The sequence below is a fragment of the Paenibacillus thailandensis genome (assembly GCF_042685365.1).
Taxonomy (GTDB): domain Bacteria; phylum Bacillota; class Bacilli; order Paenibacillales; family Paenibacillaceae; genus Paenibacillus_AP; species Paenibacillus_AP thailandensis.
Genome location: NZ_JBHUMY010000012.1, coordinates 236,022 through 258,122 on the forward strand (window position 1 = coordinate 236,022; position 22,101 = coordinate 258,122).

Below are 22,101 nucleotides of genomic sequence, written 5' to 3' on the forward strand. Positions count from 1 at the left end.
ATGGCTGTAAGTTTCTTGCAGACGCTACTCCCGCACCCATTCGACTTTCGCGCCCAGCGCCTTCAAATGATCGAAGTAGTTCGGATAGGACTTGGCGACATGGTGCGCGTCCCGGATCCGGATCGGCGCTTTCGCCCGCAGCCCGACGACCGTTAAAGCCATAATGACGCGATGATCGTAATGGGCGTTAATTTCCACTCCGCCTTCGACGCCTTCCGGACGGCCGTGAACGATAATTTCGCTTTGGCGTTCTTCGACGTTTGCTCCCGCTTTGCGAAGCTCGGCCAAATAATCGGTAATCCGGTCGCATTCCTTGTAACGGAGATTTTCCACGTTGTAAAACCTCGACGTGCCTTCCGCAAATACGGCGGCGGCCACCATCGCCAGCACGGCGTCGGTCGCCTTGTCGCCGTCGAACTCAATGCCCTTCAGCTTGCCGTTGCCTTGAACGCGAACGATCCCGTCCCGGTGCGTCAGCGGCACGTCCATCATGCGCAGCACGTCAACCACCGCTTTTTCCCCTTGCTTGCTGTTCTCCTCCAGACGATGAACGGTCACGTCGGACTCGGTCACGGCTGCGGCTGCCAGAATGGCGGCGGAGCCGGGATAATCGCCCTGAACAACGTATTTCTTCGCTTCATAGCTTTGTCCGCCCGGAACGCGGTAGAACATCAGATCGTCGCTCGCTTCGATCTTGATGCCGGCTTGCGCGAGAACCTCCAGCGTTTGGCCGACGACGACTTTGGACTTCAAGTCATGCAGCACTTCGATTTCGCTGTCTTCCGCCAGCAGCGGCGTCAGGAACAGAAGCGCGCTCAAATATTGCGAGCTGACGTTGCCGGATACTTTAATTTTGCCTCCGCGCGGCTGTCCGCCTTTGATCGTGATCGGCAGCTTGCCTTCACGGTGGGTGACGGATACGCCAAGCTGTTCAAGCGCGTCGATCAAATCGTCGTGCGGCCGCTTGCCGAGCGAATCCGGGTAGCGGTTAATGAACGTCACATCCGGGCACAACGATGCAATCGCCATCAGAAAACGGAGCACGGCGCCGGCATTGCCGACGTCGAGCTGATCTACGGGGCGAGGGTTGCGCCCGAAGCCGGTGATGACGATTTTCTCGTCGTCCTCTTCCACAACGGCGCCAAGATCGCGGATGCAGCGGCGCATCGCATCGCTGTCCTCGCTGTGCGCGGGATAATAAATCGTGCTGGTGCCTTCCGCCAAAGCGGCAACCAGCAAATATCGGGTCGTATAGTTTTTGGAAGATAATGCTTGAATTTCGCCTCCGAGCTTCGGCGTTGGAGTAACGATTACGTCCATGCGATCCAGTCTCCTTCGTCTGTCTAATCTTTGTTATTAGAAATGATAAGCTCGCGCAAGCGAGTAGCCGGCCGCGGCAAGCGGCAGGCCGATTCCGTACGTGCATGCCATATAGTAGAAGGCAGCCCGATAGCGTCTCTGCTCAAGCATCGCGACCAGCTGCGCGTTCAAGGTCGAAAAGGTCGTGAACCCGCCCAGAAAGCCCGTTCCGGCCAGCGCATACCAAGCCGCATGACGCTCGTCTAACGCGGCTCCGGCGAGCAGCCCCAGCAGAAGCGATCCGAGGCAGTTGATGAACAAGGTGGCGTAATGGGCGGGCTTTCCGTATTTCGCAGCCAGAAGCCCTAACCCGTAGCGGGCGACGGAGCCTCCCGCTCCGCCGGCGACAACGGCGGCAAGCAGCGCGATCATACGTCGCGCTTCCTTTCCGCCCGCCGCTTGGTCATATGCATTCCGGCCGCGGCGAAGAGAATGCCGCCAGCCATGCTGAAGCCGGCATAGGTCGCCGCGGAGAAGATATGGCCTTCCCGCAGCATTTCCACCGTCTCGACGCTAAAAGCGGAAAACGTCGTGAATCCCCCCAGCACTCCCGTCCCGATTCCTTCCTTCCAGAAGGCGCCGATCGGCTTAACCGCCGCTTGACCGCTCAGCAATCCAAGCAGGAAGCTTCCGAGCATATTGCACAGCAGCGTAGCGTAAGGCCAACTGCCGGCCGAAGCCGGCCCGAAGGCGAAGCCGGTCCCGTATCGCGCCGCGGCGCCCAAAGCGCCCCCTATCGCAACAGCCATCGCCAGCTTCATAACCGCCGTTTCCAGCCTTCCATAATGGCGGCCGCTACTTCTTCGGCCGTCATGCTCGTCGTATCGATGATTGAGTGGGCGAAATCGTAAACCGATCTGCGCTGTTCGAGCAGCAGAGGAACGCGATTTTCCGCGTCGCCGGCCAGCAGCGGCCTTGCCGGATCCGCTTGCACGCGGGCGATAATGTGCGAAGCGTCGGCCTTCAGCGCCACAACGTAACCGCGTGCCAGCATCGCTTGGCGGTTACGCTCCGCCAGCGGCGCTCCGCCTCCCGTCGCAACGACGGCAGGCCCGGGAGCGTTCATGACCGATTCGATCACTTCGCTTTCGATCCGGCGAAAGCTCTCTTCGCCCGCTTCCGCGAAAATCGCGGCGATCGGACGGCCCTCTCTCTCCACGATTTCATCGTCCGTGTCGATCCGGAGCCAGCCGAGCTCATCGGCCAGCAGGCGGCTTACCGTCGATTTGCCCGTTCCCATAAAACCGACCAGCACGATTTTGTTCGTTCCCGTCTCCAAACTTATGCACCTGCTTTTCCTTTTCAAGCCTTTCCGCTTTAACGCTTTAAGCCCTTAAATTTGTTTTAGCCGTTTACAAACTATCATATCATGTTTTCTTTGTCTCCGGGTATAAAAAAGTTGCATCTGCCGTATGGATGATAAAAAGCAGTAACGTTATTCGAATGAGAATTAAGGAGTGATGCGCCGTGAACGGATCGGAACACGCCGGCTCCCACCCGAACGACAAACGGATCAGCGTTATTATGGATCCGAATCACCCGCTTTGCCGGGAGGATGTCGTCTGGATGCTGGAGTATATCAAAAAAAAGGTGGCCGACAAAGACCCCTCCTTGCTAGGTCTTGCACAGCCACGCTTGATTCAAAATTTTCATGCTTTCGCCGAAGCGGCGATGTCGCTCGTCCACAGGCGACATTGCTCCGAGCAGGAGGCCGACCGCATGCGCAGCTGGCTGCGGGAAGCGGCTTTCGGCCTTTGGCCGGAAAGCGGCAACTAAGCGCCGCGGACAAGCTTAGCCGGCAGACGTTCATGCATCGCTTCCGCCGAAGCTTGGCCCCCCGGGAGCGGCCGAATCGGATAACTGCAGCCGATTAGGACAGCCAGTTGTGATGGAACGTGCCTTCCTTGTCGACGCGCTTGAACGTATGGGCGCCGAAGTAGTCGCGCTGCGCCTGCAGCAGGTTGGCCGGCAGACGTTCCGTCCGGTAGCTGTCGTAATACGCAAGCGCGCTCGAGAACGCCGGCACCGGAACGCCGTTCGCTACGGCTGCAGCGACGACTTCGCGCCAAGCGCCTTGGTACGACTCCACAATATTTTTGAAGTAAGGATCCAGCAGAAGATTGCGCAAATTCGGATCGCGGTCGTAAGCGTCCTTAATGTTTTGCAGGAAGCCTGCGCGAATAATGCACCCGCCGCGGAAAATCATGGCGATGTCCCCGTAACGCAAATTCCAGCCGTATTCGTCCGACGCCGCGCGCATTTGCGCGAAGCCTTGCGCGTAGGAAGCAATTTTGCTGGCGAACAGCGCTTTGCGGACCGACTCAATGAACGCCGCCTTATCGCCCTGGAACGGCTTTCTCTCCGGACCGCTCAGCACTTTGCTTGCCGCGACGCGCTCTTCCTTCATCGCGGACAGGAACCGCGTAAATACGGATTCGGTAATGATGGAAAGCGGAACGCCGAGATCAAGCGAGCTTTGGCTTGTCCATTTGCCCGTGCCTTTCTGGCCGGCGGAATCGAGAATGACGTCGACCATCGGCTTGCCGGTTTCCGGATCGTATTTCGAGAAAATATCCGCCGTAATTTCGATCAGATAGCTGTCCAGCTCGCCCTTGTTCCACTCCGTAAAAATTTCGTGCAGCTCTTCGGTCGTGCAGCCCGCTACCGATTGCAGCAAATCGTAAGCTTCGCAAATCAGCTGCATGTCGCCGTATTCGATGCCGTTGTGCACCATCTTGACATAATGGCCCGCGCCGTCCGGACCGATGTACGTGCAGCAAGGATCGTCGCCGACTTTCGCGGCAATGGCGGTCAGAATCGGCTCGACCAGCTTGTAGGCGGATTCCTGGCCGCCAGGCATAATGGCAGGCCCCTTCAGCGCGCCTTCTTCGCCGCCCGATACGCCCGTGCCGATAAAGCGGAGTCCCTTCGCTTCCAGCTCTTTGCTGCGGCGCTGCGTGTCTGGGAAGTAAGCGTTGCCGCCGTCTATAATAATGTCCCCTTCCTCAAGGTGAGGAACGAGCGATTCGATCGTTGCGTCCGTGCCGGCGCCCGCTTGCACCATGATCAATATTTTGCGCGGCGTTTCGAGCGATTGTACGAATTCCTCCACGCTGTATGTAGGGAACAGGTTTTTGCCGGCCGCTTCCTTTATCAAATCGTCCGTCTTCTCCCGCGAACGGTTGTACACCGATACGGTGAAACCTCTGCTTTCAATATTAAGGGCCAAGTTTTTGCCCATGACTGCCAGGCCTACGACACCGATTTGCTGTTTTGCCATCTGGTCCTTCCACCTTTTTATTCAAATTTTTAGTCAAATCCCATTTTACTGTTTTTTCAAACAAATGAAAACATGCGAAAGACCGATTGTGCGCCGATTCCCTATCAATAATATTGACCCGTTCGCAAAGTTTGTCTTATATTGCGGCAACCGAAGCTGAAACGAATGAGTCGTCCCTGACATCCGGACGAGGCGTTTCGGCGAGAAAAGAGAAGCAAACAAGGAGCTGCCCGCGATCGTGAAACGCCCCCATGTCCTGCATCGATCAGGGGCGCTCTATCCCGGCAGCTCCTCTATTCCCGTCTCTATTCCATCCATCCGTTTACTTCACATCTCCAGCTGCAGCATCTCGGCGCGCAGCGCTACGAGCCTTTCCTTGGAAGCCGCAACCTCCTCCTGCAAGCCGTTCTGCAACGCCTCGTGCAATACGGACAGCTCGTAATCGAGCTCGTAACGGAGTACCGGCACGCGTTCCTCCGCCCGCTTCGACTGGTACGCCTTGATCATTTCCTCGATCGTAACGACCGGTTTCTTCTGGTAAACAATCCGATGTTCCATGCCGGACACCTCCACAAGTCTAATAATTTCGCCGAACATTATGTTCTCAATGACGATCTGGCGGTCCTTGATCCGTTTGACCACCGCATGTCCACGTGTGTCATTTATCAGCTTTTCGATCAGCTCCGACAGCTTTTCGTCCTTAATGATATAATCGCCCACGATTTTGTAACGATTTTTCATGCGCTGAAACCGGAGTTTGACCAGCTTGCGTCCCGTTCTTATCGAAATAAGAAACTGGTACTCCGTCTCGCTCCAATACAAGGAGTATCCTTCCTGAATAAGATCGCGGATGAGATTTTGGATTTGCCGGCGGTCAAATCGCAGCTCCAAATTGCAGTACTCGACTTCGTAGCTTTTGTTCACGGCAATCCCTCCCTTGCTTAATCGATTCGATTAGTTAGCTGAATGTTCTGACAATTCATTGCTTATTCCTATCTTATACTCCATCCTATGTAATGGCAACTTGGATTATTGACTAATTTTAACGCCCCAAGCGCTTATTGCGCATAAAAAAATAAAATCCGCGCCTGTCCCTCCATTTTCACCCGTTCTTCATAAACCGGCGTTTCCGGTATGCTATAATGAAGCCAGATTTTAGTCCGCAACGAGCGGCGGGACTATCATTTGCAGACTCCGCTCCAACCGGACAATTCCGCCCCAGGACAAACAAAGGAGTGACTTTAAGCGATGACGATGCACAATACGAGCGAAGCGCCTTCGACATTCGAAGGCTTCCGCAAGGCGGACTTCGAAACGTTTCATATCGAAGGGCTGGAAGGTAGAATGGAAGCCATCCAGAACCGGATTCAACCGAAATTCAAGCTGATCGGCGAAGAGCTGGCCGCCCGCCTTTCCCCTTCCGCCGGACGCGAAATGTTTCTCCATATTTCGAAACACGCGCGCCGAACCGTCAATCCGCCCAAGGATACGTGGCTCGCGATTTGCCATAACAAGCGGGGTTATAAGGCGCACCCGCATTTTCAGTTGGGTCTGTTCGACGACCATCTGTTTCTTTGGTTCGCCCTTATTTACGAGCTTCCGAACAAATCGGCCATTGCGTCCGCCTATTTAAACGACCTGGACAAGCTTGTGGACGCCGTGCCGCAAGATTACGTCCTGTCGGCGGATCATATGCAAAAAGCGGCCGTTCCGGTCGCCTCGATGGACAAGGCGCAATGGCGGGAGACGCTCGTTCGCTTCCGCGACGTCAAAAAAGCCGAGTTGCTGATCGGCAAACATATCGAAGCCGGCAACAAGCTGGTGCAGGACGGCCCCGCTTTGCTGCGGTACGCGGAGCTGACGTTCGAAAGTCTTATGCCGCTTTACCGCATGGCGATCTCGCAGATCTAGCCGACTGCCGCCCTTTCCGCGGCGAACGGCTAAAGGCCATGAATCGCGCCCCATCGGCTCGGTTCATGGCCTTTGTCTCATTCCGCTTGCAATACGGCGATTCGGCCGTCCAGCCGCTTGAATCTGACCAGCAGCAGCGTTGCGGCCAGGCATAGCAGTCCGCCGAGCAAATACGGCAGCCGCAGATCGACCGTAAACAGGAAAGTGCCGAGCAGCGGCCCCGCAATCCGTCCCAGACTGTCCATCGACGAGCTGAGCCCGGAGGCGATCCCTTGGCTGACGGTCGTTTTTTGCGTAATAAGCGACGAAACGCACGGTTTAATAAGCGAATTGCCGGCGCCGAACACGGCAAGGGACAGTACAGCCCACCACAGCGAGTTCGCCCAGAGCAGCAGCAGGAATCCGGCAGCCGACAGGATCAGGCCGAGCCCGATATATTTCGGCTCCTCGCCCTTCTTCACTTTACGCCGCACGAAGCCGCCTTGAATGAGCGCCCCGACCGCACCGCAAACGAAAAACAAAATGCCGACCTCGAGCGGCGTCACACCGAACCGCTCCATTCCGAAAAACTGCAGCGTCGCCTCCAAGCCCGCCAGCGTAAACGTAACGAAAAACGCAAGCACGTACAAATATTTGAGCGGACCCGAGAAAGCGGTCCACCGCGAAGGCCTACGTCCGCCCCGGCCGGCCCGGCGCCGTTCCGGAGCAAGCGATTCGTTCAGCTTCCACGCCGCCAGCGCAAGCGTAAGGAGGGCCAGCGCCGCTGCCGCAAAGAACGGAGCTTCGAGGGCGATTAAGCTGAGGAGCCCGCCAAAGCCGGGTCCTAACGTAAAGCCGAGCCCGATCGACATGCCGACGAGCGCCATCCCCTTCGTCCTTTTGTCGGGCGGCGTAATGTCCGCCACGTAGGCGACGATGACGGACGTCACCGCGCCGGAGAATAAGCCGCCAAGCACGCGCGAAGCGTACATCATAATCAGGCTGCCGTTCGACAGACCGAACAACAGGAAGCTGACGGCAAAACCGGCAACGCCGGTCAGAATGATCGGACGCCTGCCCGCCCGGTCCGACAAGCCGCCCCAGAACGGGGACAATACGAACGATATCGCGGAATAAATGGCCAGCATATAGCCCGTATGGCGTTCCGCTCCGGCGGGGTCGGCGCCGCTTATCATTTCCGGCATAACCGGAATAATAATCCCAAAGCCCAAAAAGGTGGTCGCAAGCACAGCCATGACGATAGCCAATCGTTGATCCTTCATTTTCCGTTTCAACCTCCTTCCGCTATCGTACCATATTCGTTCCGAAGTGCCATATTAACAATTGAACATTCGTCGAACTCGGCCCGTACCGCAAAATTGCTCCTTGCATTCCGAGACGGTTTTGCTATACTCATCCTAGTTTGTTTACAGCTCTCACATCAGTAGAAAAGGCAGGGATGAAAAGCGATGGATCACAACAAAACCCCGCTGTTCACCGCGCTCCGCAACCATGCGGCGCATAATCCGGTCCAGTTTCACATACCGGGACATAAAAAAGGTTTCGGCACCGATCCGGAATTTCGCGAATTTATCGGCGACAACGCGTTGTCGATCGACCTTATCAATATAGCTCCGCTGGACGACCTTCATCAGCCGACAGGCGTCATCGAAGAAGCCCAGAAGCTTGCCGCCGACGCTTTTGGCGCGGATTACACGTATTTTTCGGTACAAGGCACAAGCGGCGCGATCATGACGATGATTTTGTCCGTCTGCTCGCCCGGCGATAAAATTATCGTTCCGCGCAACGTCCATAAGTCGGTCATGTCGGCGATCATCTTCGCCGGCGCTCGTCCGGTCTTTATTTCGCCCGCGCGCGACGCCAATCTGGGCATCGACCACGGCATTACGACCCGCTCGGTCCGCAGGGCGCTGGAACGCCATCCGGACGCCAAAGCCGTGCTCGTCATCAATCCGACTTACTTCGGCATTTGCGCCAATTTGAAAGAAATCGTCGATCTCGTCCACTCGTACGACATTCCGGTGCTTGTCGACGAAGCCCACGGCGTGCTCATTCATTTTCACGAGAAGCTGCCGATGTCGGCGATGCAAGCCGGCGCGGATATGGCGGCGACCAGCGTCCACAAGCTGGGCGGCTCCATGACGCAAAGCTCCATTCTGAACGTGCGCAAAGGCTACGTCAACCCTTACCGCGTCCAAACGATTATAAGCATGCTGACGACGACTTCGACGTCGTACCTGCTGCTCGGCTCGCTCGATACGTCCCGCCGCAATCTGGCCATCAACGGGCACGAAATGGCGGAGCGCGCCATTAAGCTGGCGACCTACGCCCGGGAGCAAATCAACCAAATTCCCGGTCTTTACTGCTTTGGCGAAGAGCTGCTCGGGGACGAAGCCACCTACGATTACGACCCGACCAAAGTGACCGTCCATGTGCGCCATCTGGGCATTACCGGCTACGACGTGGAGAACTGGCTGCGCGAGCATCACAACGTCGAAATCGAGCTTAGCGACATGTACAATATTTTGTGCCTGATCACGGCCGGCGACAACGAAGAATCCGTCGAGAAGCTGCTGGCCGCCCTTCGCGACTTGTCCGAACGGTTCCACGAAGGCGCCGAGGCCCGGGAGCTGATCGTCAAAATCCCGGACATCCCGCAGCTGTCGCTGACGCCGCGCGACGCCTTCTACGCCGAGACGGAAACGATTCCGTTCAAGGAGTCGGCCGGCCGGATTATCGCGGAGTTCATTTACGTGTACCCGCCGGGCATCCCGATTTTGCTGCCGGGCGAGGTTATATCGCAGAAGAACATCGATTACATCGTCGACCATGTCGAAGTCGGACTCCCGGTGAAAGGTCCGGAAGACCGGAGCATCGAATTCGTAAAAGTAATCGTGGAAGAAACGGCCATTTCCTGACGGCAAACGATTGCCGGGAGCCTTTCGCCGCTGGCGGATCGAGGCTCCCGGCTTTTTTTCCGCAAAACAAAAAGAGGCCTGTCCGGCCTCTTTTTCATGTTTTCTTACGCTTGGTTGTTTTCGTTTTCGGTGCGGGCGATTTCTTCGTAGATGGCCGCTACGCGGTCCCATTCTTCATCGTCCTCGATGCCGACAAGGAACGCTTCCCCGTCTTCTTCCTCGATGCGGAAAATAACGCCGTCCGCTTCGATATCGTTGCGATCCAGCAATACGGCGTATACGTTGTCCTCGGACTCGAATGTATATACCATCACCATCTCGCGTTCTTCGCCTTCGTCGTTCGTTACGACGAAGACATGCTCCTCATGCTCATGGTCATGGTTGCAGTTTTCGTCATGGACGTGCTCGCTCATTTGTTTACCCCATTTCAGTAGTTGATGCATTTCTTCCGTATCGTACCATGACCGCCATCTCCGGTCAAACCATAAGGCGGCTTCACCGTCTCGCCCAAGGACAAAGGCGCCTCGAACTCCCGGTAGCCCGCGAGGAAGACGCCTTCACCTTAAGATTCCGACGAAATCAGCAATTCGGATACCGTTGTCCATTCATCGTCCGGATTGACCTTCAGAGAGAAACGGACCGCATATTTCCCGGCATAATCGAAGCTGTATTGCACATCTTCCGTTCTGTACCAGAAATTGTCCTTCGTAATTTCCTGCGTTTGCGACTGGATCGTCTTCTCTTTGCCCCGAGGATCGACGATCGAGATTTTGATGGCCGATATGCTGGTTTTCAAATTATCCACTTGCGCGAATACGCTAAAAGTATATTTATTCCCTTTGGACACCTTGCCGAAAATCGCGTTATCCTTGAATAACACAAGGTGCACATTAGGTTTTATAATGGTCGCCTTCTTGCCGGCATTGTTCCACGTGACTTGCGCGCCCAGGCTGTCTGCAACCTCCCGCAGCGGCAAATACGCTTTGCCGTCGATTACGACCCCGTCCTCTCCGGATTCGCTGCCGTTAATGTATACCCGCACGCTTTGCACCGCTTCGTCCGCAAATATAACCGTGCCCCCCGCGAGCATAAGCACTGACGCCCACATGACAACTTTCTTCCATTTCATTTTCCGCCATACCCTCCATCCGGCTATTTCTGGATGTTAGGTTATACTCGATTCCTGTCCGAAAGTTGCGGTCGCGGCAAAAATAAAGGCCCGCTCCCCGCCCGCCGCGGAAGAAAGCCTGTCAAAAGTTGTCTATTGCTGCGCTTGCCCGGGAAATGAAGACGTATCCCTTCCCTTTACGAATAGGTTCTCGTCAAAATGCAAGGAACCCCTTTGCCGATCGCTCCCGGCTCCTGCATGCGGTTGTAATAGCTCATTCCTCTTGCGCACGGCGTTTTGCAAACGGCGCATGTGTCCGAAAGCACCAGCTTATAATGATATTGCTTTCGCTCGCTTGCCGGCTTTTTCGTTTTTTTGGCGGCGCTGCTTTTTCCTTTGCTCATCGCGTTTCCCTGCCCCTCTGCTGCGTTCCTGATTGCATCGTATGCAGCAGAGAAGACAAATGCGCCCGGCTTAAAGCGTCAACCGCAACAATAATTGACGGCAGGCCTTAAACCTGTATAACGGCCGGCGGCTCGCCGCAGCGAGACGCCGGCCGTTTACGATTTAACAAAGGATCGTCGCCTCAAGCTAGAATGGAGGCAGATTGTCGAGGTTGTTCGTCGGATCCCCGTCTGCGTCGCCTCGGATGTACGTTTCGCCGTCGCGTCCTTTAAACGCGTTTACGCCGGCAATCCGTCCCGCCTGCACTTCCTGCAGCGCCGCCGTATAATCGAGCACCCGTCCCGAAGACGTCTGGAACGAAGTGATGTCGCCGTCGCCGTTTTTCTGCACGGCTACGAAACGTTCTCTGTTGTCGGCCATACCTGCGCCTGTCTGTTCCATTTCCATCGCTCCCCGCATTAGCGGGCTTAATGCCCGCATGTAATATCGGACCCTTTATAACATGGGCGGAAAAGCCCGTTTCTATGCAAGGTTGTCACGAAGCGGGGCTGCCCGCCGCAGTCGCCCGTTCCCGTCCGGTTCGTTCCGCCGCCCGCATAATGGCGCTCCGGATGCCCATACTACAGATGGCGCGTCGGAACTTTTTCAATCGCCAGCTTACAAGAATGGAGGCCATTATCGATCATGAATCTGGAAAGCAGCTACGATTGCTCCCAAGCGTCCGTTGACCTTCCGAAACTGCTGGAGCAGCTGGATGCGCTGCAGCGGGCGGGCGGAGCTTCTGCGGAAACGGAACAGCAAATCAACCATCTGCAAAATCAAATCCGGTTTATTCGAAATAAATGCAGCATTCCCGGCCAAGCGGAATAATTTCCGATTGGGCTTATACGCCTAAAGAGCGTTTCCGGGCCGTATTTTCCGCCTATAGGGGCAGGCGGGTCACTTCCCTTTTTTGCTTCTGCGCATGGCGACCGCTTCGTTCGTTTGCTTCACCAGCTGATTCCCGTATACCGCAAAAGCTCCGCACAAAATGCCTTGCAGCACGCTTTGCACGTTAAAGCCGAGGATCAGCGAAGCAAAAACGATCGCAACGGCCGTCACCGCGTAAATAATCGACCAATCGGGCACGCGCGGCGTTTGCTTTAACGCATAGCCGATGACCCAACAAGCGACGACAACAATCATAAGACTTGGATCAATGAGCTGTTCAACTTTCTCCAACATCAAACATCACTCCTTGTCCATCTCTTACCGTACCGGAAAGTATCGGCGAGAGCCCGCTTCGGTCATGCGCCCGGCGATGCTTCTCTTTTCGATGCCGGCCATCGTGCCGAATGAATACGGGGCTTATTTATATGGTATGCGTTCATCCGGTCGCCATACGAGTGCTTTGTCCAATTTTTTTTGGGGCGAAGCTACGCCTCCCCTTCCGGGGAGGCGGCTTCGATATCGCGAACGGCCAGCCATGCTCCGCCAAGCAGCAGGCGGCCGCGCAAGGCGTCCACCCGTTCCACGACGCCCTCCGCCAACCGCTCCTCGTACGGATCGTAAAGGCGAAGGCGGATCGGCTTGCGATGCTCCATCGATTCGGCCACGATATTCGAAATGCGTTCCCACTCGCTTTCGTCAAGCTCGATTCTCCGCCTGCGCCTCGACTCCCGTTCCCTTTCGTTAATGGCCGCCTTATGCTCGGGCAGCATCATCCGGCTCGATTCCCATAGGCCGTTGCCTTCAAGTTTTTTTCGCGTCATTTGTAATGGCCTCCTATCTTCGCCGAGCGGTCGAGCGCTTGGCCGGCCGCCGTCTTGGACACGGCTCTGATCAGAACGGAGTTCCCGTATTTGCGCTTCAAAGCGTCGACCGCCTTCTCCAGCGCCATCGACTTCTCCCGGTCCATATCGAACAGCGACAGCTGGTATTCGGCGTCGGACGTCAGCTGCGACAGGCTTACGCCGACTCTGCGGATCGGCAGGCCGTCCCAATGCCGTTCGAGCAGCTTGCAAGCCCAGCGGTAAACGTGGTTCGTTATGTTGGACGGATCGTCCATTTTCATCTGGCGGTTGAAGCCCGTCGGCCGGTCGTAATCGGCGCCCATGCAGCCCACCGTTACGACATGCCCCATAAACCCAAGCTCCCGGCAGCGCTGGCACACCAGCTCCGTCAACTCCAGCAGCACGACTTTAATCTCCTCCAGCTTCCCGTAATCGCGGGGCAGCGTCATCATATGGCCGACCGATTTCGGATCGACCCGATGGGTCCCCGGCGCGACCGGGCTGTCGTCGATGCCGCGGGCAATCCGCCAATACAGCTCCGCCTGAATGTCGGAGTTTTTCCCGAACTTCCGGCGCATCATCTGCTTCAGCTTCGCAAGCGGCGTCTCCGCCACGCTGCCGATCGTCGGCATGCCCATCGCGTGAAAATGCCGGGTCATCCGGCTGCCGGACATAAACATATGGCTGACCGGAAGCTTCCACAACGTCTCGGCCAGATTGTCCTTCGATAACATATAAAGGCCGCCGTCGCTTTTTTTGGCGTAGTTGTCGCATGCCATCTTGGCCAAAATTTTGTTCTCGCCGATGCCGAACCGCGCGTAGACGCCCGTCTCCTCCTGAATGCGGCGCTGAATGATCCGCGCCAGCTCCTCCGGACCGCCGTACAGATGAAGCGATCCGGTCACGTCCAGAAATTGCTCGTCGATGCTGTAGGGCTCCACCAGATCGGTATAGCTCAAATAAATGTCCGTAATCTGCATGGACACGTCGATATATTTTTGCATCCGCGGTTTGATCACGACGAGCTCGGGGCACTTGGCCAGCGCCTCGCCGAGCCTCTCGGCGGTCGTAATGCCGCGGGCTTTCGCTATGGGGCAGGCGGCCAGCACGATGCCGGACCGGCGTTCCGGGTCGCCCGCGACGACGACGGGTTTATCCCGATATTCGGGATGCTCCGCTTTCTCCACCGATGCATAAAACGATTGACAATCCGCGAGCATAATGACATTGGCGTTATTAGCCGGCATAGCCGCTCACCAGCTTCGCGGTCCAAACGGAATTCGCCGCGGCGGCGGCATAATCGATCCGCTTTATGAACATCACAGGGTCCCTCCGCAAGCTTCTTACGGCTCCGCGTCCTTCTCCAAGACGGGCCGTTTTGCAATATTCGAACAGAACTTATGTTCGCTATTATTATATGCCGAACAAGCGTTCTTATTCCACAGGATTTTTCTGCCTGCCGCTTTTTGGGCGGAGGCGAGGCTGCCGGACGGCGGAATCCGTTATAATGGTAATGACAGGAACAAAAAGCAAGGAAGGAGCCTGCACATGAATATCGCGAAATATTTGATTATCGCGGGGGCGGCGTTAACAGTTATCGGCGTGCTGTGGGCCGTTATCGGCAAATATATCCCGCTCGGGCGGCTGCCGGGAGATATTGCCGTCGAGAAGGGCAATGTGAAATTTTATTTTCCGATCGTCACCTGCATCGTCATCAGCGTCGTCCTATCCCTTATCGGCTACATCGTTAGGTGGTTTTCCAAATAAAACGGCAGCCTGCCCGGGCGAATGGCTCGCTTAGGCTGGCTGCCTCTTGACGTAACGTTGTTACGATTGAACGGGTGCGGCCGCGTTGCCGGCCTGCTGCGGTGCGGCCGTGCTGCCGACCGTGCTGCCGGCCGCTGGACGGCCGGGCCGTTCATCCTCCGCCAGCTCGATCCGGTACGTATGGAAGTAACGGATGGCGCAGACGGCGAAGAAAAAAACGAGGTAAGAAACAATAACGATAAGCGAAAGGCCAAGCCCCGCTTCCATATTGCCGTTGTAATACAAAAGCGAGCGCAGCCCGTCCACCAAATAGCGGGTAGGAATAAAGTTGCTCACGAACCGGTGGAAGTCCGGTAAGCTCGTAATCGCAAAGGCTCCGCCGCTTGTAAAGATGCCGAGAATGTTGATCGGGAACATGAGAAGCATCGCCCATCGGCCGAAAACAAGAGAAACCGTCTTGAACAGGAACAGCATCGTCCAGGACGAAAGCAGCGTAAATCCGAATATTTTCCATACGTTCGCGGAATGGGAGGCGCCAAATATTCCAAAGACGAAAATTTGCGCCAGCAACGCAATGCCGAAACCTAAAACGAGGCTTAAAACGAATTCGGCAAGCATAACGGCCGAATGCGTCAGCTTGACGCCCTTTTCCCGCATCCGTTCACTTATTTTGGACGTATAGCCTTGAATCATCTGCGTGCCCATCAGGCCGCCGATCGAGCAGATCATAACGAGTATAAACGGCGTCATCCCTTTGTTTACGTTAGACGGCAAGCCCAATGCGTTTGCGGTTGTTGCCGCAACCGGCTTCTCGAGCAGCGCTGCGGCTTCCGGAGAAAGCCGGGCTCCGCTTGCGGACAAGCTTCCCGTCATCTGCTCCACGATCGCGGCAGACAACGCATCCGCCGTCTGCTGCAGCACGCTTGTCGCGGCTGAAGTCGGAATTTGCCCTGCTCCTTCGTTGATCAAAATTTCAACATGAGCGGGCTCCGCATCCGACTGTCCGGACTGGAGCGCTTGTTGAACCTTTGCGATTGAGCCGGAGAAGTCCTCGGGGATGACGATGGCGCCATACGCCTTGTTCTCCTTCAAGTAATCGACAGCCTTCTGTTTGCTCGGCTTCTCCGTCCATTCGAACGATTGATCTCCGCTGCTTGTCGGCAATTGATCCATAAACGCCCGGCCTGCCGCGGATTGCGCAAAATGCTCGTCCTCATTGACGACGACAAGCGGAAAATCGGTCAGGCGCTGAGCCGCTCCGTTAAATACAGGCAAATAAACGCAAATCATGGACATCATAAGAAGCGCGATTGCCCAAACGGGAAACCACGCGATTTTCACTTTTAATAACCTCTTCATATGATCAAACTCCCAAATGCTTATGTTTCGTCGCGACGATCCGAAAATATAAATTTATTTTTCATCAGCCGCAATATCAAATATAAAATATCTTTGTCGTCGGCGCTCAATTGCTCGAATTGGCGCGCCAGCAGCGCGTCGTCCTCGGGAATCGGAATAAGCTCTTCGCCGGCTTCCGTCAGACGGATATAGTGGCTCCGCCGGTCCTCCGGATTCGACATCCGCTCGACCAATCCCCGCTTCTCGAGCGAATCCACCAAATAAGTGATGGAGGCGGCCTTCAAGTTTAGCTTGGCCGCGAGCTGGCTGGAGGAGCTATGCCGGTTCTCCTTGACGAACGCCAGGATGGAATATTGGTTCAGCGACAGCTCATGGCGTCTTAAATGGTCGCCGATCGATTTTAGTCTAGGGGCCGCCAATTGCTTCGAGATTTCCTTGAAAGACTGAATAAGTGTATCAACCGAAATTTGTTCGTCCATCGTTTCACCCGCTTAATAATATACTCTATGATAATTAAAAACTTCTAAGTTGTAAACCATTATTCGTTTAATAAATCATGGAAAAACCGCAATAAACTTAGATTGTTCTAATATTATATGAATTAAATTAACCGTTTTCATCGAGGTTTATTCCCCCGTCAACCTTCGATGCCCGGCAATTGTCCGCGAAGGTCAAATACAAATGGTCAAATGCACAGGGAACAAACACCCAAGCTATTCCGAAGCGCAGCGCATAAGGTAAAGGGTACTCCAAATACAAGGAGGTGCAGTGAAGATGTCCGGATACGGTTATGGTGGCGGTTATGGAAGCTTCGGATTTATATTGGTCCTTTTCATTCTGTTGGTAATCATTATATGTGGCTGCGGTTTTTTCGGCGGCCATAAAGGCGACTACGGCTATAAAGGCGATTACGGCAAAGGCTGCTAATAACTGAATCTCGCCATAATACCGCCTGTACTCTTCTCTCGAAATATAAACGACGGCAGACCCGGATTCCCCGGGTCTGTTTTTTTTGCGATAGGCTCCTCTTACAACTACCGGGCGCTTGCTGCATATGATGGGAGCAAACCTATTCATGCAGGGAGCTGATCATTTGTACCATCCAGATTATGACGAGCGCGGAGAAATTGGCCCCAAAAAACCGACAAGCCAAATGCAAGCGCAAGCCCAGCAGGCGCCGTCGAAAATAACGCCGTCGGCCGCTAGTCCAAAGTCATTCAGCCAGGCACAGGGAAGTCCGGCGCAAATTCTTCCTTCCAAACCGGCAACTCAAGCGCAAGCGGCCCAAACGCCGATCATCAACCTACAGACGAGCCCGAATTTGCAGGTAAGCCAAACGCAAGCAAGCCCGGGGCAAATTTTGCCGAGCTACACTGCCCCTAACCAGCAGGTAAGCCAGGCGCAGGCGGCCCCGGCCCAAATTTTGCCGAGCTACACCTCTCCCAACCAGCAGATGATCCAGGCGCAGGCGGCCCCGGCCCAGATTTTGCCGAGCTACACCTCTCCCAACCAGCAGATGATCCAAGCGCAGGCGGCTCCGGCTCAAATTTTGCCGAGCTACACCGGTCCCAACCAGCAGATGATCCAGGCGCAGGCGGCTCCGGCTCAAATTTTGCCGAGTTACACCGACTCCAACCAGCAGTTCAGTCAGGCATTGGAAAAAAGCGCGGCGCAAATTTTATCCGCTTTAGCCGGCCCCAATCAGCAAATTAGCCCGCTTCAGACCGTTCCGGCCCAACTTTTGCCCGTGCACGCAGGGCCGTACATCCAGGCGGCTCCGGCGGAAATATACCATGTCCAGGCAGCTCCGGTCCATGCCGGCCTGGGGCCGAATAAACCGTATAGCCCGGCCTTTACGGGCATGAAAGGGGAAGTAAGCCCCGCCTCGGCCGGTCCGACCCCGGTGCAGCTCGTATCGAACGTCGAACCTTATTTGGTGGACACGTTAAAAAGCCTGATCGGCTGCTGCGTTCTGGTGCAAACGACATGGGGCCCTCTCGAGGGCATCCTGATTGAAGTAAGGCCCGACCATATCGTGCTCGAGCTGCCTCTTCACAACGCTTATATACGAATCGCCGAAATCGTATGGGTCATGCCGAAGAAAGAGAAATGTTTCAAGTAACCGATTCGAAATCTTAGTTAGTCGTAAAAAGAAGCGCCCCCGCCTCTTTAACAGAGGCTTGGGGGCGCTTCTTCGTTTCGTCCGCACGTTTAGCCACCCGAAGTAGGCGGCTGGAAATGGTCATTTGTCTCTCCGGCACATACCCAAGCCACGGAGCTCGGCCATGCATATGGTATAGAGTACTCCACGACAAGGAGGTGCAATGAGAATGTCAGGTTTCGGTTATGGCGGACACGCATTTGGGTTCATTTTAGTCCTCTTCATCCTGCTGGTCATTATTGTATGTGGCTGCGGCTGGGGCGGCTACGGTAAAGGATACTGACAACCGGAACTCCATCTCTCCCTGTACCAGAATATACACCGCTATCGTACCTCCCCCAAAAAGGCCCGTTTAGGGCCTTTTTGGCGTTATTTGCACGCCGTGGCGCCGACGCATATAAACTCCGCGAATTAGAAAATATAACATTTGCGTAAAAAGCAGCCTACTCGACAACATGGAGGTAACGAGATCAATGAGCTTAATCCCGTACGAACCGTTCCGTCATTTCGAGAACATTCGAAAGGAAATCGACCGGCTCATGCCTAACGATTTCCATTCCTTTAACTTGCACCGCAATTGGGGAAGCTTGAACGTCGACGTGCACGAGACGGAAACCGAGGTCGTGGTCCACTGCGATATTCCGGGGCTCGAGAAGAAGGAAGACGTAAGCATCGACATCGACAACAACGTCCTTTCCATCAGCGGCACCATGAACAGATCCCATGAAGTAAAAGAAGAAAATATGCACCGCCAGGAAAGATACGTCGGACGCTTCCATCGCTCGATCAGCCTGCCCGCTCCGGTTACGACCGAAGGCGTCAAAGCTTCGTACAAAAACGGCGTGCTGGAAGTCCGCATGCCCAAAACGAGGCCCGGCGACAAAAAACGAATCGACATCGACTTCCACTGACCCGTCGTAAAGGGCCGGTCCGCAACAGGATCGGCCCTTTCCTATGGAGGCCGGTTTGCCACCCACACGTAATCTATGAATCCGAATAAAGTGATTAATAGAGGAGGTGGATAAGATGGCGAAATATTCCCGCAGCGGATCGTTTCATTTTCCTACTTCCGGGACGAAGCCGTTATTTGTAGTGCCGGTAGGAGTGAACGGAACGTTAGCCATTTCCAACAATAGCTGCAAACCTTTCGTATTGCTCTTGAACAATACGGTTACGATTACGGTAAGACCGTACGGTATAGCCCGAATCGGCAGCTTAAGCGGCGGCTTCCCTACGAAAGTCGCGATCAGAACGAAAGGACCAAGCCGAGGAGCTTACATCTTCCAGCAAAGCTGAGCCGAGTCGGCCGAAGCGATGACCGGTTACGTTTGGCCTCTACCGTCGGGAGCGCGTGTTGCCGGAAATGTGGATAGGCCTTCAACAAGGGTAATTTAATACGAACCGACATCGTTCTTCATGCTCTGCTGCGGCTGCACCTGAACGACCTCATAGAATTCTTCCGTGTATTCCGCCTCGACGGCTTCCGCATTCAGCAATTGTTCCAGCAGCGGGATAACGTCCGTGCATTTTTCTCCTTTTATTCCGAGCGTTTCCGCCATAACGCGACCGTCCGGAAAAATACGGATTTGAATTTTTTCAGACATCATGTTTACCTCCTAGAAATCGATGGTCCTTCCTCCACGTTTCAACCGAATGTCGTCGCCTTTATTATCGAACGACGGCGGGGCGTATGCCGACGCATCTCCCTGCCTGCCGACATAGTCTTCGAGATCCTCCCGCGGGGTCGCAGTAACCGCACGCACGTTGGCCCAATGACGGATGGCGCGAATTTGCTCCGCTTGAGTAACGGAGAGCGGAACCGTATTAGTAATCGCCTTTTCGAAATCCTCCAAACGGACAGGCCGATTTTCCGCGTACGCTTCAAAAAGAGCGTCAATAACCAGCTGTTCGATCTCAGCGCCTACAAAACCCTCGCATATTGAAGCCAAATGATCGAGCACGTCATCCGTCAGCTGGAACTCTCCGACAACTTCGTGGTCTTTCAACCGTTTGTTGCAATGAACCCTTAAGATCTCTTTCCTCTCCCGCTTGGTCGGCAAATCGACAAAGAAAATTTCGTCGAACCGCCCTTTACGCATCAATTCTGGCGGAAGACTGGAAATGTTGTTTGCCGTTGCGATAACGAAGACGGGGCTTGTCTTTTCTTGCATCCAAGTCAGAAACTGACCGAAGATACGTGAAGAAGTACCGCTATCCCCGTTGCTTCCGATACCGCTAAACCCTTTCTCGATCTCATCGATCCATAGAATGGAGGGGGAGATGGCTTCTGCAGTCTTGATCGCTTTGCGCATGTTTTCTTCGCTGCTGCCGACAATTCCGCTGAAAATTTTCCCCATGTCCAAACGCAGCAGAGGAAGCTGCCACATCGAACTGATCGATTTGCTGATCAAGCTTTTACCACAGCCGGGAACCCCTGTGATCAGTACCCCTTTCGGCGCTGGCAAGCCGTATTTCCGTGCGGAGTCTAGCCAAGATTTGTTGCGCTTCGTCAGCCACCGTTTTAAATTTTCAAGGCCGCCTACATCCTCCAAGCGCAGATCGCTCCGAACAAACTCGAGAATGCCCGTTTTCTTAATGATCTGCTCCTTCTCCTCGAGAATGACCTCGACATCTGCGATGTCTAGCTTCCCGTCCTCGACCATGGCCCGGGCAAAGGCGTTCTCCGCTTCCGACAACGTTAGACCCAACGCAGCTTTCGCGAGCCGTTCCTTTTCTTCGCCCGTCAGCAATATTTGAATTCTGCCGCTTTGCTCGTTTATGCTGATCATTTCATCGAGCACAGCCATAATTTCATCGAAAGTCGGCAGATCGAAATCAACGATCGTAATATCCTTCTGCAAATCCTCCGGAAGGATCATAAACGGGGAAGTGAAAATGACGTTAATCGGATAAGCGCTCTGTTTAATATGCGACAACATATCCCGCAGCTTGCGAATGACTTGAAAGTCGGGAAGCCGTCCTTGTCCGCCGAGGTACACGTGAAAATCTTGCAGTACGACGACGCAAGGCTTATCGTACTTTTCGATAAACTCCAGAGCTTTTAACGGTTGTTTATAATCTCCCTTCGACTGGCCGTTGCCGTCGAGAATGCCGGTCGTTATCCGCCAAATCAACACCTCGCGGGGCGTTTTGATCAACTCCGCATCCTGCGCAACGGAGCGGATCAACGACAAAACACGATCTTCTTCCCATGTCTGAATATATAAATAAGGGAACCGCGCCTTCAATAAGTTTGCAAGTAACGTCTTGGTTCTCCTTTGGTTACCGATTGCCATCGTGCAAGCTCCTTTTTCCCTTTAAAAGTCAATCTTTCTCCCGGACGAGGTCGTCTGCCGTTGAGGCGCCTGTTGAGAAAACGCGAGTTGCTCTCTCAGTTTCACGGCCGCCTGCTCCCTCAGTCCCATAACGGTCACGAACTCGTCAAATGACCGGAAGCCGCCGGTTTCCTGCCGTTTCAACACGATTTTTTTCGCCAAAATGATCCCGATTTGAGGAATCGCGGCAAGCTCCGTTTCGGAAGTCATATTGACATCGATCCGCTTGCCTGCGAACAAGCTGTCCGGAACGGGGGGATCGACCGTTGGTACTGTGCTCCGTTGTTCGAGCGGTTTTGTTAGTTTCGGCGGTTGGATAGGCTCGTTCAGGGCGGATTTGAATTTCCGTTCAGCCTCCTGTCTCAGCTTGGCAATCTTTTCTTTATCCAAAATACTCTCGTTTGCTTTGTATACATCCAATTGGATCAAGTAAGCAGGGCGGATTTTAAAGGCGTGCACCGCCGACAGTACCCATAATGCGACCGCAATGGCAGCGCCGATGCCCGCCCCGGCAGTGGCGAACACGGCAATGACCGCCGCTAAATAAACAATCCCCCAAATTCTCCACCGCTGATTTTTTACGACGGTTCCAATATAGAAAAAAGAAATGAAGCTGACGAACCCGAACGGCACCAACGTTAAGAGAACCCACCAGCTATTGATCAGCTCCCACGTTTTTCCTCTGTCTGTGTAGGTTTTCATTCTTCTTCCGCCTTTCCGTTTCCG

29 protein-coding genes are annotated in these 22,101 nt (G+C 54.7%); 10 read left to right on the forward strand and 19 right to left on the reverse strand.

The window, feature by feature from the left end; genetic code table 11:
- Positions 1–24: 24 nt before the first annotated feature.
- From aroA to ACFSW5_RS12600, 4 genes are read right to left on the reverse strand one after another with little or no spacing between them, the layout of a single operon-like run.
- Positions 25–1,320, reverse strand: coding sequence for a 3-phosphoshikimate 1-carboxyvinyltransferase (aroA, locus tag ACFSW5_RS12585; protein ID WP_379273429.1), 1,296 nt, complete (start codon positions 1,318–1,320; stop codon positions 25–27).
- Between the two features lie 36 nt (positions 1,321–1,356).
- Complete coding sequence (locus tag ACFSW5_RS12590) at positions 1,357–1,731, reverse strand: fluoride efflux transporter FluC (RefSeq protein ID WP_379273431.1); 375 nt, start codon at positions 1,729–1,731, stop codon at positions 1,357–1,359.
- Positions 1,728–2,120: a fluoride efflux transporter CrcB gene (gene crcB, locus ACFSW5_RS12595; protein WP_379273434.1), complete on the reverse strand. Its 393-nt coding sequence runs from the start codon at positions 2,118–2,120 to the stop codon at positions 1,728–1,730. Before crcB ends, ACFSW5_RS12590 begins: the two co-directional genes overlap by 4 nt.
- Complete coding sequence (locus ACFSW5_RS12600; RefSeq protein ID WP_379273436.1) at positions 2,117–2,638, reverse strand: shikimate kinase; 522 nt, start codon at positions 2,636–2,638, stop codon at positions 2,117–2,119. The genes crcB and ACFSW5_RS12600 overlap by 4 nt, the downstream gene beginning before the upstream one ends.
- A 188-nt stretch (positions 2,639–2,826) precedes the next feature.
- On the opposite strand from ACFSW5_RS12600, the gene ACFSW5_RS12605 reads away from it, so the two are divergent.
- The gene (locus ACFSW5_RS12605; RefSeq protein WP_379273438.1) at positions 2,827–3,135 is read left to right on the forward strand and encodes a hypothetical protein; all 309 of its coding nucleotides are present in this window, start codon (positions 2,827–2,829) and stop codon (positions 3,133–3,135) included.
- Between the two features lie 94 nt (positions 3,136–3,229).
- Here the strand turns inward: ACFSW5_RS12605 and gndA are convergent, their stop codons facing one another.
- Together gndA and ACFSW5_RS12615 are read right to left on the reverse strand one after the other, a co-directional pair.
- Positions 3,230–4,639, reverse strand: coding sequence for an NADP-dependent phosphogluconate dehydrogenase (gndA, locus tag ACFSW5_RS12610; protein ID WP_379273440.1), 1,410 nt, complete (start codon positions 4,637–4,639; stop codon positions 3,230–3,232).
- Between the two features lie 327 nt (positions 4,640–4,966).
- Positions 4,967–5,563, reverse strand: a complete 597-nt coding sequence (locus ACFSW5_RS12615) for a hypothetical protein (protein WP_379273442.1) — start codon at positions 5,561–5,563, stop codon at positions 4,967–4,969.
- Between the two features lie 330 nt (positions 5,564–5,893).
- On the opposite strand from ACFSW5_RS12615, the gene ACFSW5_RS12620 reads away from it, so the two are divergent.
- A complete protein-coding gene (locus tag ACFSW5_RS12620) occupies positions 5,894–6,550 on the forward strand; it encodes a DUF1054 domain-containing protein (protein WP_379273892.1) in 657 nt (218 codons plus the stop codon).
- A gap of 77 nt (positions 6,551–6,627) precedes the next feature.
- Here the strand turns inward: ACFSW5_RS12620 and ACFSW5_RS12625 are convergent, their stop codons facing one another.
- Complete coding sequence (locus tag ACFSW5_RS12625) at positions 6,628–7,812, reverse strand: MFS transporter (RefSeq protein ID WP_379273444.1); 1,185 nt, start codon at positions 7,810–7,812, stop codon at positions 6,628–6,630.
- A gap of 186 nt (positions 7,813–7,998) precedes the next feature.
- On the opposite strand from ACFSW5_RS12625, the gene ACFSW5_RS12630 reads away from it, so the two are divergent.
- Positions 7,999–9,468, forward strand: a complete 1,470-nt coding sequence (locus ACFSW5_RS12630) for an aminotransferase class I/II-fold pyridoxal phosphate-dependent enzyme (protein WP_379273446.1) — start codon at positions 7,999–8,001, stop codon at positions 9,466–9,468.
- A gap of 104 nt (positions 9,469–9,572) precedes the next feature.
- Here ACFSW5_RS12630 and ACFSW5_RS12635 read toward each other — a convergent pair whose 3' ends face one another.
- From ACFSW5_RS12635 to ACFSW5_RS12650, 4 genes are all read right to left on the reverse strand, one after another.
- Positions 9,573–9,881: a DUF1292 domain-containing protein gene (locus ACFSW5_RS12635; protein ID WP_379273448.1), complete on the reverse strand. Its 309-nt coding sequence runs from the start codon at positions 9,879–9,881 to the stop codon at positions 9,573–9,575.
- A 149-nt stretch (positions 9,882–10,030) separates the two neighbouring features.
- On the reverse strand, positions 10,031–10,597 hold the full coding sequence (locus tag ACFSW5_RS12640) for a stalk domain-containing protein (RefSeq protein WP_379273451.1): 567 nt from the start codon (positions 10,595–10,597) through the stop codon (positions 10,031–10,033).
- Between the two features lie 176 nt (positions 10,598–10,773).
- Positions 10,774–10,980: a hypothetical protein gene (locus ACFSW5_RS12645; protein ID WP_379273453.1), complete on the reverse strand. Its 207-nt coding sequence runs from the start codon at positions 10,978–10,980 to the stop codon at positions 10,774–10,776.
- 187 nt (positions 10,981–11,167) lie between these two features.
- Positions 11,168–11,422, reverse strand: coding sequence for a DUF3892 domain-containing protein (locus ACFSW5_RS12650; protein ID WP_379273455.1), 255 nt, complete (start codon positions 11,420–11,422; stop codon positions 11,168–11,170).
- A 243-nt stretch (positions 11,423–11,665) separates the two neighbouring features.
- Here ACFSW5_RS12650 and ACFSW5_RS12655 point away from each other — a divergent pair, with 243 nt between their 5' ends.
- A complete protein-coding gene (locus ACFSW5_RS12655; protein ID WP_379273457.1) occupies positions 11,666–11,851 on the forward strand; it encodes a DUF2524 domain-containing protein in 186 nt (61 codons plus the stop codon).
- A gap of 69 nt (positions 11,852–11,920) precedes the next feature.
- Here ACFSW5_RS12655 and ACFSW5_RS12660 read toward each other — a convergent pair whose 3' ends face one another.
- From ACFSW5_RS12660 to ACFSW5_RS12670, 3 genes are all read right to left on the reverse strand, one after another.
- The gene (locus tag ACFSW5_RS12660) at positions 11,921–12,205 is read right to left on the reverse strand and encodes a phage holin family protein (RefSeq protein WP_379273459.1); all 285 of its coding nucleotides are present in this window, start codon (positions 12,203–12,205) and stop codon (positions 11,921–11,923) included.
- A gap of 191 nt (positions 12,206–12,396) precedes the next feature.
- Positions 12,397–12,732, reverse strand: coding sequence for a YolD-like family protein (locus ACFSW5_RS12665; protein WP_379273461.1), 336 nt, complete (start codon positions 12,730–12,732; stop codon positions 12,397–12,399).
- Entirely contained in the window at positions 12,729–14,000 is a 1,272-nt protein-coding gene (locus ACFSW5_RS12670; protein WP_379273463.1) for a DNA polymerase IV, read from the reverse strand. Before ACFSW5_RS12670 ends, ACFSW5_RS12665 begins: the two co-directional genes overlap by 4 nt.
- Positions 14,001–14,301: 301 nt before the next feature.
- On the opposite strand from ACFSW5_RS12670, the gene ACFSW5_RS12675 reads away from it, so the two are divergent.
- Positions 14,302–14,520, forward strand: coding sequence for a DUF2905 domain-containing protein (locus ACFSW5_RS12675; protein WP_379273466.1), 219 nt, complete (start codon positions 14,302–14,304; stop codon positions 14,518–14,520).
- A 60-nt stretch (positions 14,521–14,580) separates the two neighbouring features.
- On the opposite strand, the gene ACFSW5_RS12680 is transcribed toward ACFSW5_RS12675, so the two are convergent.
- Both ACFSW5_RS12680 and ACFSW5_RS12685 read right to left on the reverse strand, forming a co-directional pair.
- Entirely contained in the window at positions 14,581–15,879 is a 1,299-nt protein-coding gene (locus ACFSW5_RS12680) for a YhgE/Pip domain-containing protein (protein ID WP_379273468.1), read from the reverse strand.
- Positions 15,880–15,899: 20 nt separating this feature from the next.
- A complete protein-coding gene (locus ACFSW5_RS12685; protein ID WP_379273470.1) occupies positions 15,900–16,358 on the reverse strand; it encodes a MarR family winged helix-turn-helix transcriptional regulator in 459 nt (152 codons plus the stop codon).
- A 295-nt stretch (positions 16,359–16,653) separates the two neighbouring features.
- Here ACFSW5_RS12685 and ACFSW5_RS12690 point away from each other — a divergent pair, with 295 nt between their 5' ends.
- From ACFSW5_RS12690 to ACFSW5_RS12710, 5 genes are all read left to right on the forward strand, one after another.
- Positions 16,654–16,806, forward strand: coding sequence for a hypothetical protein (locus ACFSW5_RS12690; RefSeq protein ID WP_379273472.1), 153 nt, complete (start codon positions 16,654–16,656; stop codon positions 16,804–16,806).
- A gap of 148 nt (positions 16,807–16,954) precedes the next feature.
- Positions 16,955–18,001, forward strand: coding sequence for a DUF2642 domain-containing protein (locus ACFSW5_RS12695; protein ID WP_379273474.1), 1,047 nt, complete (start codon positions 16,955–16,957; stop codon positions 17,999–18,001).
- Between the two features lie 208 nt (positions 18,002–18,209).
- On the forward strand, positions 18,210–18,323 hold the full coding sequence (locus ACFSW5_RS12700) for a sporulation protein YjcZ (protein WP_379273476.1): 114 nt from the start codon (positions 18,210–18,212) through the stop codon (positions 18,321–18,323).
- A 190-nt stretch (positions 18,324–18,513) separates the two neighbouring features.
- Positions 18,514–18,951 (forward strand): Hsp20/alpha crystallin family protein, encoded by a 438-nt coding sequence (locus ACFSW5_RS12705; protein ID WP_379273478.1) that lies wholly within the window; start codon positions 18,514–18,516, stop codon positions 18,949–18,951.
- Positions 18,952–19,066: 115 nt separating this feature from the next.
- Positions 19,067–19,336, forward strand: a complete 270-nt coding sequence (locus tag ACFSW5_RS12710) for a hypothetical protein (RefSeq protein WP_379273480.1) — start codon at positions 19,067–19,069, stop codon at positions 19,334–19,336.
- Positions 19,337–19,431: 95 nt separating this feature from the next.
- On the opposite strand, the gene ACFSW5_RS12715 is transcribed toward ACFSW5_RS12710, so the two are convergent.
- The 3 genes from ACFSW5_RS12715 to ACFSW5_RS12725 are packed head-to-tail and all read right to left on the reverse strand — an operon-like array spanning position 19,432 to position 22,077.
- The gene (locus ACFSW5_RS12715) at positions 19,432–19,644 is read right to left on the reverse strand and encodes a DUF2997 domain-containing protein (RefSeq protein WP_379273482.1); all 213 of its coding nucleotides are present in this window, start codon (positions 19,642–19,644) and stop codon (positions 19,432–19,434) included.
- Positions 19,645–19,656: 12 nt separating this feature from the next.
- Positions 19,657–21,336, reverse strand: a complete 1,680-nt coding sequence (locus ACFSW5_RS12720; RefSeq protein WP_379273484.1) for an AAA family ATPase — start codon at positions 21,334–21,336, stop codon at positions 19,657–19,659.
- 21 nt (positions 21,337–21,357) lie between these two features.
- On the reverse strand, positions 21,358–22,077 hold the full coding sequence (locus ACFSW5_RS12725) for a ComEA family DNA-binding protein (RefSeq protein WP_379273486.1): 720 nt from the start codon (positions 22,075–22,077) through the stop codon (positions 21,358–21,360).
- Between the last annotated feature and the right edge of the window lie 24 nt (positions 22,078–22,101).